Origin of the sequence: Microbacterium sp. CFBP 8801 (assembly GCF_014839455.1) — a bacterium.
In the GTDB taxonomy this organism is placed as follows: Bacteria; Actinomycetota; Actinomycetes; order Actinomycetales; family Microbacteriaceae; genus Microbacterium.
Window position 1 is genome coordinate 1 of record NZ_JACYNU010000051.1, and the last position, 361, is coordinate 361.

The window sequence follows — 361 nt, forward strand, 5'->3', positions numbered from 1 at the left end:
CCACGCCGCGCGCGCGGCCACCACTCCCCCACCACCGTGCACGTCGAAGTAGCGCGCTCCGCCCTTGTACTCGCAGAACGACGCGCCCTCGCCCAGGGTCAATGCCTCACCGAACGCGGCGATCGGCAGATAGTAGACGGGCGGGTGGCTCGTCTCGAGCACGCGGACGACGTCATCGGTGTCGACGATGCGCACCCCGCCGAAGTCGATCTGCACGCGCTTTCGCACGGTCTCGACGCGAGGCGGGCGGGGGTAGTCCCACACGGACTCCTGGCCGGGGCGGACGGGATCGGGAACGGGGCGCGCCATATCCCTACGCTACGCCTCGGGGCGGGATGCGGATCGAGATCTGATCGTGCGT

General features: G+C 70.1%; 1 protein-coding gene. It reads right to left on the minus strand.

What is annotated here, in order from left to right; all coding sequences use genetic code 11:
• On the minus strand, positions 1-309 hold a 309-nt coding region (locus IFR11_RS16160), incomplete at its 3' end, for a DUF427 domain-containing protein (protein WP_191916855.1).
• Positions 310-361: the final 52 nt, after the last annotated feature.